We start from the raw sequence: 8,647 nt of genomic DNA, 5'->3' as shown, positions 1-8,647 counted from the left end.
CGCTCATCGCCTGCGCCCGCAAGCTCCTGATCTACGCCAATACTGTCGTGCAACGGGGCACGCCCTGGATCGAAAAAGCCGCCTAGCCTTTAATGGTTGCTACGCTTACGGCCGCGCAATGCTGCTATCGCGCAACGTCCGCCTTCTCCAGAGATCAACCATCACCTTGACGGTCGCCGCCAGCACAGCTGCGCAAAGCGCAGCCTTCGAGATCGTCTCCATCGTCCCCTCGATCAGCAGGCAATGGGCGACGCTGCCTGCGACGATGACGATCGCGAGGGGAATATGGACGATGCGCCACGTGCGCAACCGCAATCCCAGCCGCCGGCGCAGCAGAGCCAGGAGCGCAACAATGAAGATGGCCCACATGGCGGTCACGCCGAAGGGGGAGAACGGTGTCGGTGACGTATAAGTCAGGGCGTCGATCATGTCGGGCGGGCTGGTGATCCAGAGGCCGGCGACGTGGATCACCACCGCCAGAGCAAGCGCGCCGCCGATCCAGCGGTGGGCGCGCCGGCCGCGATAGGCCGACAAGCCCGGCAGGTATCCGCCGATCAGCAGGGGCTGAACGAGCACGAGACCGAGCGCGATGATCCCGGCGAAGCCGGCGAGGATGTAGACCGGGCCGCGCCATGTGAGCTGTTCGCTTCCCGCAGCGAGCGCGATCGGCACGCCGATGGCCAAGGCAAGGGCGATCCAGATCAGGGGCGCCCGGGCCGATCTCCGCCCCTTCATCTCCAATGCGATCAGGCCGGCTGCAGGACGAAGTGCGCCTCGAGGCTGGTTTCCTTTGCGCTCCGCATTATCGGCCGCAGGAAGACGGTTTTGAATTCACCGCTGTCATAGGCGAGGTGGCCATGCGGCTGGCCGAAGATGGGAATGATCTGCGGCATTTCGAGCCGGAACTTGCCGTCCTTGTCGGTGAGCGTGGCGCCATGACTCTGCGGCTCGTGCTCCTGGCCTTCGACCGTGTGCGCCCAGATCTGGATGCGCTGCCCGGCCAAGGGAGTCCCGTCGCCGGCGCGGCGCACGGTGCCGCTCATCCAGAAGCCACCCTTTCCGATCCGCTCCACGATCGCCGCGCCCTTGCGGTAGTTGTTCGCCCCGCCCGACATCGTCTCGGTCGGTGCGAGGCCGTCCGCGCGTGCAGGCAACAGCAGGCCGGGGACGCCGGTCGCCAAGAGCCCGGTTGCGAGGATCGAGCCGCCCGCGGCGAGGAGGCTCCGGCGATTGAGTACGACCGTGGTCATGTCGGTTCCTCCTGGCGAGCGTCCAATGGCTCAGTGAGTGTACAAGAAAACGCGCCAGACGCACAGTTGGGCCGGGGGACGCAGCGGGTCGCGATGACGTTGTTGTGAACGGGGTGCAGGCCGCTCGCACATGCATCAGTGATCGTCTTCTTCCTTGACCAGCGTCAACAAGCGAAGCGTCAGGAACGTGAATACGGCGACCGTCACCGCGACATCAAAAGCGCCGAGCCCGACGGAGACGCCGATGGCGCCGGTCGCCCAGAGGCTCGCGGCCGTCGCGGTCCCCTGCACCGAATTCCCCTGCTTGAGAATTGCGCCACCGCCGATGAAGCCGATGCCGGTGATGAGGCCCTCGATCACCTTCGCCATTCCGTCAGGCGAATGCACGAGCAGGCTTTCGCTGGCCTGCACGAAGCCGCAGCTTGCCATTGCGACCAGTGGAAAGGTGCGCAAGCCCGCGCTTCGCGCCCGCTTCTCGCGGTCCCAGCCAATGGGAACGGCGAGTGCGAAGGCCGCAGCCAGCGCAACGACATGAACACCAATGTTGAATCTGTCCAAAGAAAGCCCCCGAAATAAAAATCGTCGCCGTTGATCAAACCGGCCGGCAACGCGGCAATGCGGCCCGCGGTTTCCATACAGGCGAATTTGCCGCATGCAGCGCAGCGATGGCCTCGTCTCCGCGCGATGGAGCCGCCGGCGCAGCACCATGATCGTTTCGGCTGGTATTCCTGCGACCGGCTCCTACATGTCGAGTCCACGTTACCACCGCACGCTCCATCCGGACCCTTCCATGATCCCCTTCTCCGTGCTCGACCTCGCGCCCATCCGCCAAGGCGGCGATGCGTCACAAGCGTTCCGCAATTCGCTCGATCTCGCGCAGTATGCGGAGGGCTGGGGCTACAAGCGGTTCTGGCTGGCCGAGCATCACAACATGACGGGGATCGCGAGCGCGGCGACGTCGGTGGTGATCGGGCATATCGCGGGCGGGACGAAGACGATCCGGGTCGGGTCCGGCGGGATCATGCTGCCGAACCATTCGCCGCTCGTCATCGCCGAGCAGTTCGGCACGCTGGCTTCGCTCTATCCCGGGCGGATCGATCTCGGGCTCGGGCGGGCACCGGGCACCGACCAATTTACCGCACGCGCCCTGCGGCGCGACCTCGCGACGAGTTCGGAAAACTTTCCGCAGGACGTGCTGGAGTTGCAGGCGCTGCTCGGCGACGTGCAGCCGAACCAGGCCATCCGGGCCGTGCCGGGCATGGGGACGAAGGTGCCGCTGTGGATCCTGGGATCCAGCACCTTTGGCGCGCAGCTCGCAGGGATGCTCGGCCTGCCGTTCGCGTTCGCTTCACACTTCGCACCGCAAATGATGATGCCGGCGCTGAGGGAGTATCGGGCGCGGTTCGAACCCTCGACGCAGCTCGACAAGCCCTATGCGATGGTCGGCGTCAACGTGTTCGCCGCCGACAGCGACGCGGACGCGCAGCGCATGTTCTCCTCGCTGCAGCAGCAGTTCATCAATCTGCGCCGCGGCACGCCCGGCCCGCTGCCGCCGCCGGTCGACGACATGGACGCGCTGTGGTCGCCAGCCGAGAAGGCGATGGTCGGCCAGTCGCTGTCGTGCTCGGCGGTCGGCTCGCCTGACATGGTCGAAGCGAAGCTGAAGGCGCTGATCGCCGAGACCGGCGCGGACGAATTGATGACCACGGGCCAGATCTACGACCATGCCGCGCGGCTGCGCTCGTTCGAGATCGCGGCCGGGGTAAGGGATCGGTTGGCGGGGTGAGCGGGTGCGATTGTTGCGACGGTGAAGCTGCGCTCGTGGCAGGCCGTGAGCGCCCTAATCCGGAAAGCCGAACAGCTTGGCCGGATTGTGCACCAGGATCTTCTCCAGCGTCGACTGGTCGGGCGCGTAGCGGTACATCAACTCCAGCAGATCGGCGTCGTTGGGCGGCTGCTTGACCGAGACCGGGTGCGGCCAGTCGCTGGCCCAGACGCAGCGGTCGACTGCTGCCTCGATATAGGCACGCGCGATCGGGATGACGTCGTCGTAGGGCGGCCCGAGCTTCGAGGTCTTCTCGCCGAGCGACAGCATCACCCAGAAATTGCCCTTGCCGAGCAGCTCCAGCATCTTGCGCAGGTTCGGATCGTTCCTGCCGGCTTCAGGATCGGGCCGTGCCATGTGGTCGATCAGCACGGGCACGTCGAGATTCTCGTATTTGGCGACGCTGGAGACGATGCCGTCCTTCTCGGGCTGGATCTTGACGTACCAGCCGAGCTCGCGGATGCGCGCAATCGCGCGGGCAAAATCGGCATCCGACAGCACAGCGCCGAGCTCCTGGCGGAAGCTGAAGCGCGCGCCGCGGACCCCAGCATCATGCAGCTTGGCAAGATACGAATCGTTCGCCTCGGCGAACACCAGCGCGTTGGCGCAGCCGCGATAGTTCGGGCCCATCGCGGCGAGACCGTCGAGCACGACGGCATGGTCGGCGCCATACGTCGTGGTCTGCACGATGATGCCGCGCTCGATGCCGAGCGTCTTGTGCACGCGCAGCGCCGCCTCCCAGGTCGCGGTCGGCATCCGATAGGCAGCACCGGGACGCTCCGGATATTTGTCGAGGGGGCCGAGCACGTGAAACTGGCTGTCGAGGGATTTGGGCGGCGGCCCCTTGACCGGGCGGCGCGGGTTCGGGTCGAACGGAAGATAGGTCGGCATGCGCAAAACTCCCTCAGTCGATTACGGCGGTGAAGTCGCACTGCACCAGCGCGCCGCCGTCCATGTTGTCCATCGGCAGCGCGTGGCGCGCCGGGCGCGAATGCTCGTCCGGAAACATCTTCAGCCACTCGACATTGACCGGGCCGCGCTGCGTACGGTCCTTCAGCCACACCGTCATCTTGATGATGTCGTCGGTGGTGCCGCCGGCAGCCTCGACCGTCGCCTTCATATGCGCGAACATGTTGGCACATTGCGCCTCCAGGCTCTCGGGCATCGCACCAGTCGCATCGCGGCCGAGAATGACGCCCGACATCACGAGATTGCCGATGCGGCAGGCGTTCGGAATCGGGTTGGCATGCTTGAAGCCGCCGATATGGATGCTCTTGCGCCGCGTGTGACCGGTCATGATGCGCTCCCTTTCATGTGTTGATTCAGACGAACTGGCACGACACCGAGCCGAACGCGCCATAATCGGCATGAAACGTGTCGCCGCGGCGAATGTCGACCGGACGCGTGAACGATCCCGCCAGCACCACCTCGCCGGCGGCCAGATGCTCGTCATGCGGCGCGAGGCGGTTGGCGAGCCAGGCAATGCCGTTGGCGGGATGGTTGAGCACGCCGGCGGCAAGCCCGGTTTCCTCGACCTCGCCGTTGCGGAACAACAGCGCGCCTATCCAGCGCATGTCCGCGTCCATCGGACGGAAAGGCCGGCCGCCAAGCACCAGCGCGGCGTTCGCCGCGTTGTCCGAGATCGTGTCCATGACCTTTCGCGCCTTGCCCGTTTCGGGATCGACGCGGTGCATGCGCGTCTCCAGGATCTCCAGCGCCGGGGTGACGTAGTCGGTGGCGTTAAGCACGTCGAAGATGGTGCAATCGGGCCCGCGCAGCGGCGCCTTCAGCACGAAGGCGAGCTCGACCTCGATTCGCGGCGCCTGGAAGCGGTCGAACGGAATCGGCGTGGCGTCGGCATAGAACATGTCGGCGAACAGCACGCCGTAATCGGGTTCGGAAATGCCGACCGCGTTCTGCATCGCTTTCGAGGTCAGGCCGATCTTGTGGCCCTTGATGACCCGGCCGCGTCCGAGCTGGAGTCTGGTCCAGGCGCGCTGAACGGCATAGGCATCCTCGATGCTGAAATCGGGATGGTCTTTCGAAAACATCGTGATCAGCGTCTTGGTGCGTTCGGCTTCGTCGAGCCGCGTGGCAAGACGTTCGATCGTGGCAGTATCCAGCATGACCTATTGCTCCGCCGCGACGGTGTTGCGCAGCACGCCGATGCGGCTGGATTCGACCTCGACGACGTCACCGACTTTGAGCCAGCGCGGCGGGTCGAAGCGGGCGCCGGCGCCGGTCGGCGTGCCCGTCACGATCATGTCGCCGGGCTTGAGGGTTGCGAAGGTCGAGAGATAGGAGATCAGGAAATCGAACGGGAACATCAGCCGCTCGATGGTGTCCTGCTGCCGCACCTCGCCGTTGACGCGCGTGACGATGTCATGAGGCCCGCGCGGATCGAGCTCGTCCGCGGTGACGATCCACGGACCGATGCTGCCGGAGCGGTCGAAATTCTTGCCCTGCGTGACGTTGAACTTGCCGTGGCGGAGCCAGTCGCGGATCGTGCCCTCGTTGCACAGCGTCATGCCGAAGATGTGCGCCCAGGCCTTTTCGCGCGAAATGTGGCGGCCGCCCTGGCCGATCACGATGACGAGCTCGCCTTCATAGTCGAGCTGCTCGGAGACGTGAGGCTTCTCCAGCGGCTGGCCTGAGCCCGTCATCGAGGACATGCTGCGCACGAACAGACTGGGATATTTGGGCAGGTCAGAGCTGTCCTTATACTCCGCATTGCGCTCGGCGTAATTGACTCCGATGCACCAGAGCTTTTCCGGCGCCAGCACCGGCGGAAGCAGCACGAGCTCTTCCAGCGCGTAGTCCGGCTTTTGTCCGGCGACGGCTTCCTGCGCGTCGGCCAGCGCGTTGGCTGCGATCAGCGCCCTGACGTCGGAGAAGTCGCGGCCGATCCGCCGGGTCAGATCGACGACACCGCCTTCCATGACGGCACCGTAGCGCGGCTCTCCGTCCACGAGATAGCTTAGGAGTCGCATGGTCGTTCTCCAATGGTCTTGGGGCGCGCGCGGGGGCGGCGCGCTCAGTCTTTCGATTTGGGAGTCTGGAACACGCCGTGCAGCGTCACGATCTCGCCGAGCCGGGCGTAGCGCGGCCCGCCGATGCGCGCGATCGGATCGAGCGCGACGGTTTCGACCTTGCCGTCGTTCACGAGGCCGTCGCGGAGGTGGAACATCACGACTTCGCCCACGATGAGACGGCTGCGGGCGTCGCCGAATTCGAGGCACTGCCGAAAGCGGCACTCCATCGCAACGGGTGCAACGCTGAGCCGCGGCACCTTGATGCGCTCGCTCGGGAGCGTCTCAAGGCCGAGCTCCGCGACCTCGCTGATCTCGGGCGGATGCTCGACCGATGAGTCGTGCACCGCCTGCATCAGCGGGGTATCGGCGATGTGGATCACGTATTCCTCGGTATCGAGGATGTTATGCGCGGTGTCCTTGTAGTCCGCGCCCTTGCGGCCGACGCTGATCGCGAGCATCGGCGGCTTCTGCGAGACGAAGGTGAAGGCGCTGAACGGCGCGAGGTTGACCACGCCTGCGCGCGACAGGCTCGTCACCCAGGCGATCGGACGCGGCACCACGATGCCGGTCATCAGCCGGTAGATGCGCTCGGCGCCGAGCTCGCTGGGGTCGATCCGCATCGATCAATCCGCCTTGATGTTGGCCTTGCGCACGATCGGAATCCATTTGGCGTCCTCGCGCGCGAGATAGGCCTTGAATTCGTCGGGCGTCATCGCGACGGCTTCACCGCCGAGCTTCTCGAACTTGTCGACCACGGCGGGGTCCTTCAGGATCGCGGTCAGTGCCTCGTGCAGCTTGTCGATCACGGGCGCCGGCGTGCCTGCCGGTGCGAACAGGCCGGTGAAGGTCTGGCCGTCAAAATCCTTGTAACCAAGCTCGGCGAAGGTCGGCACGTCGGGCAGCGACTTCAGGCGGTGCGGGCTGGTGACGGCCAGCGCGCGGAACAGACCGGCCTTGATATGCTGCAGGCTGACCGTGAGCTGGTCGAACGCGAACTGCACCTGCCCGCCCAAGAGATCGTTGACGGCAGGCGCATTGCCGCGATAGTGCGCGGTGACCCATTGCAGGTCGAGGCTGGACTGCATCAGTTCGCTGAGCAAATGGTTGGTGGTGCCGGGACCGGGCGAGGCCATCGTCAGCTTGCCCGGCTCGCGCTTGGCGAGGCCGATGAATTCCTTGAAAGTCGTCGCCTGCACCGACGGATGCACCTCGAGCACCAGCGGCGTCATCGAGATCGTCGAGATCGGCAGGAAATCCTTCTTCCAATTATAGACGTCGCGCTTGTTGATCTCGGTCGCGAACAGCACCGGGCCGTTGGCGCCGACGAACAGCGTGTAGCCGTCGGGCGCGGACTTCGCGAAAGCCTCGCCCGCGATCATGCCGCCGGCGCCCGCCTTGTTCTCGATGATGAAGGGCTGGCCGAGCTTTTCCTGGAGCTTGTCCGCGATGATGCGCGCGGCGCTATCGACATTGCCGCCGGCCGGATAGGGCACGATCAGCTTGACGTTGCGCGCCGGCCATTGCTGGCCCGACGCCGGTCCCGTCAACATCGCCGCTGCGGCAGCTAGGGCAATCCAGATTAATCGCATGTTAACCTCCCGGCGGCGCTTCCAATTTTACGTCGATTTGCCTGACGTCGTACACGGCATGTCGATTCGGAGCGCAATCTCCAGATGGGCGCTTTACCTGTCGAGTGAATTGTGGCGTTCTCGTCCATATTATGGACAAGACGACTTCCGCGAAATCCACCCGCCGCATCACGGGACCGCGACAGGGCGCGCAGGCGATCCGGCGCGCGCTCGCGGTGCTGCGCATCCTTGCCGCAGGCCGCGAAGACGGCGTGCTGCTGGCCGAGGTGGTGCGGGCGACCGGCCTCACCCGCCCGACCGTGCACCGCATCGTCCACGTGCTGATCGAGGAAGGCATCGTCGAACGGCATGACCGGACCGGCCGCTACGCGATCGGCAACCAGGTGCCGGAGCTCGCGCTCGCACGGCCTCGGCCGTCGCGGCTGCTGATCGCGGCAAATCCGTCGCTGCAACGCGCCTCGGCCGAGATCGGCGACACGCTGTTCCTGACGGTGCGGACCGGCAATGACACGCTGTGCGTCGATCGCCGGATTGGCGTCTATCCGATCCAGGTGCTGTCGATCGAGGTCGGCGCGCGCCGACCGCTCGGCGTCTCCAGCGCAGGCGTCGCCATCCTCGCCGCGATGCCGGCGCAGGACGCGCGAAAAATCGTCGCAGCCAACGAGAAGAGACTGGAGGCCTACCGGACCGATGTTGCGACGGTGCTGGGCCAAGTCACCGCCGCAAGACGGCTGGGATACGGCATGAGGGAAATTGGTCTCGTGCAGGGCACGAAGTCGATCTCGACCTGGATCAAGACCCCGGACGGCCGTCCCGCTGCCGCCATGACCGTCTCCGCCGTTCGCACCAGGCTCGGCCCACGACGCGAACAGGAGGTCGCGGAGATCCTGCTGCGGGAGGCGCGGATCATCGAGCAGGCGATCCGGGGTTAGACAACGCTGTCAATGGGCT

At 65.5% G+C, this 8,647-nt stretch carries 11 protein-coding genes; 2 read left to right on the top strand and 9 right to left on the bottom strand.

What is annotated here, in order from left to right; all coding sequences use genetic code 11:
- Positions 1 to 105: 105 nt before the first annotated feature.
- The 3 genes from ACFQX9_RS29515 to ACFQX9_RS29505 all read right to left on the bottom strand — a co-directional run bounded on the left by ACFQX9_RS29515 (position 106) and on the right by ACFQX9_RS29505 (position 1,808).
- Positions 106 to 735, bottom strand: coding sequence for a ferric reductase-like transmembrane domain-containing protein (locus tag ACFQX9_RS29515; protein ID WP_247820985.1), 630 nt, complete (start codon positions 733 to 735; stop codon positions 106 to 108).
- A gap of 11 nt (positions 736 to 746) precedes the next feature.
- Positions 747 to 1,250 carry a twin-arginine translocation pathway signal gene (locus tag ACFQX9_RS29510; protein WP_018453098.1) on the bottom strand — a complete coding sequence of 168 codons (504 nt, stop codon included), beginning with the start codon at positions 1,248 to 1,250 and terminating at the stop codon, positions 747 to 749.
- A 135-nt stretch (positions 1,251 to 1,385) separates the two neighbouring features.
- Entirely contained in the window at positions 1,386 to 1,808 is a 423-nt protein-coding gene (locus ACFQX9_RS29505) for an MgtC/SapB family protein (RefSeq protein WP_018453097.1), read from the bottom strand.
- A 232-nt stretch (positions 1,809 to 2,040) separates the two neighbouring features.
- Between ACFQX9_RS29505 and ACFQX9_RS29500 the strand changes: the two genes are divergently transcribed.
- Positions 2,041 to 3,036, top strand: coding sequence for an LLM class flavin-dependent oxidoreductase (locus ACFQX9_RS29500; RefSeq protein ID WP_377791264.1), 996 nt, complete (start codon positions 2,041 to 2,043; stop codon positions 3,034 to 3,036).
- 54 nt (positions 3,037 to 3,090) lie between these two features.
- Here ACFQX9_RS29500 and ACFQX9_RS29495 read toward each other — a convergent pair whose 3' ends face one another.
- From ACFQX9_RS29495 to ACFQX9_RS29470, 6 genes are read right to left on the bottom strand one after another with little or no spacing between them, the layout of a single operon-like run.
- Positions 3,091 to 3,966 carry an amidohydrolase gene (locus ACFQX9_RS29495; RefSeq protein ID WP_204512537.1) on the bottom strand — a complete coding sequence of 292 codons (876 nt, stop codon included), beginning with the start codon at positions 3,964 to 3,966 and terminating at the stop codon, positions 3,091 to 3,093.
- A 13-nt stretch (positions 3,967 to 3,979) separates the two neighbouring features.
- Positions 3,980 to 4,372 carry a RidA family protein gene (locus ACFQX9_RS29490; RefSeq protein WP_018453094.1) on the bottom strand — a complete coding sequence of 131 codons (393 nt, stop codon included), beginning with the start codon at positions 4,370 to 4,372 and terminating at the stop codon, positions 3,980 to 3,982.
- A gap of 25 nt (positions 4,373 to 4,397) precedes the next feature.
- Positions 4,398 to 5,201, bottom strand: a complete 804-nt coding sequence (hpaH, locus tag ACFQX9_RS29485; RefSeq protein WP_018453093.1) for a 2-oxo-hept-4-ene-1,7-dioate hydratase — start codon at positions 5,199 to 5,201, stop codon at positions 4,398 to 4,400.
- Between the two features lie 3 nt (positions 5,202 to 5,204).
- The gene (locus tag ACFQX9_RS29480; protein WP_247820983.1) at positions 5,205 to 6,065 is read right to left on the bottom strand and encodes a fumarylacetoacetate hydrolase family protein; all 861 of its coding nucleotides are present in this window, start codon (positions 6,063 to 6,065) and stop codon (positions 5,205 to 5,207) included.
- 44 nt (positions 6,066 to 6,109) lie between these two features.
- Complete coding sequence (locus ACFQX9_RS29475) at positions 6,110 to 6,727, bottom strand: flavin reductase family protein (protein ID WP_247820982.1); 618 nt, start codon at positions 6,725 to 6,727, stop codon at positions 6,110 to 6,112.
- A 3-nt stretch (positions 6,728 to 6,730) separates the two neighbouring features.
- Positions 6,731 to 7,696: a tripartite tricarboxylate transporter substrate binding protein gene (locus ACFQX9_RS29470; RefSeq protein ID WP_247820981.1), complete on the bottom strand. Its 966-nt coding sequence runs from the start codon at positions 7,694 to 7,696 to the stop codon at positions 6,731 to 6,733.
- Positions 7,697 to 7,827: 131 nt separating this feature from the next.
- Between ACFQX9_RS29470 and ACFQX9_RS29465 the strand changes: the two genes are divergently transcribed.
- Positions 7,828 to 8,628, top strand: coding sequence for an IclR family transcriptional regulator (locus ACFQX9_RS29465; RefSeq protein WP_368506953.1), 801 nt, complete (start codon positions 7,828 to 7,830; stop codon positions 8,626 to 8,628).
- The last annotated feature ends 19 nt before the right edge of the window (positions 8,629 to 8,647 follow it).

Source organism: Bradyrhizobium sp. GCM10028915, assembly GCF_042666195.1.
GTDB lineage: Bacteria > Pseudomonadota > Alphaproteobacteria > Rhizobiales > Xanthobacteraceae > Bradyrhizobium > Bradyrhizobium canariense_D.
This window is presented reverse-complemented; position numbering and strand designations above follow the sequence as displayed.

What these genes read in the sequence shown, in the direction of transcription:
- ACFQX9_RS29515 (WP_247820985.1), bottom strand. Translation starts at nt 735, where the DNA reads ATGAAGGGGCGGAGATCGGCCCGGGCGCCCCTGATCTGGATCGCCCTT.
- ACFQX9_RS29510 (WP_018453098.1), bottom strand. Translation starts at nt 1,250, where the DNA reads ATGACCACGGTCGTACTCAATCGCCGGAGCCTCCTCGCCGCGGGCGGC.
- ACFQX9_RS29500 (WP_377791264.1), top strand. Translation starts at nt 2,041, where the DNA reads ATGATCCCCTTCTCCGTGCTCGACCTCGCGCCCATCCGCCAAGGCGGC.
- ACFQX9_RS29495 (WP_204512537.1), bottom strand. Translation starts at nt 3,966, where the DNA reads ATGCCGACCTATCTTCCGTTCGACCCGAACCCGCGCCGCCCGGTCAAG.
- ACFQX9_RS29490 (WP_018453094.1), bottom strand. Translation starts at nt 4,372, where the DNA reads ATGACCGGTCACACGCGGCGCAAGAGCATCCATATCGGCGGCTTCAAG.
- hpaH (WP_018453093.1), bottom strand. Translation starts at nt 5,201, where the DNA reads ATGCTGGATACTGCCACGATCGAACGTCTTGCCACGCGGCTCGACGAA.
- ACFQX9_RS29480 (WP_247820983.1), bottom strand. Translation starts at nt 6,065, where the DNA reads ATGCGACTCCTAAGCTATCTCGTGGACGGAGAGCCGCGCTACGGTGCC.
- ACFQX9_RS29475 (WP_247820982.1), bottom strand. Translation starts at nt 6,727, where the DNA reads ATGCGGATCGACCCCAGCGAGCTCGGCGCCGAGCGCATCTACCGGCTG.
- ACFQX9_RS29470 (WP_247820981.1), bottom strand. Translation starts at nt 7,696, where the DNA reads ATGCGATTAATCTGGATTGCCCTAGCTGCCGCAGCGGCGATGTTGACG.
- ACFQX9_RS29465 (WP_368506953.1), top strand. Translation starts at nt 7,828, where the DNA reads ATGGACAAGACGACTTCCGCGAAATCCACCCGCCGCATCACGGGACCG.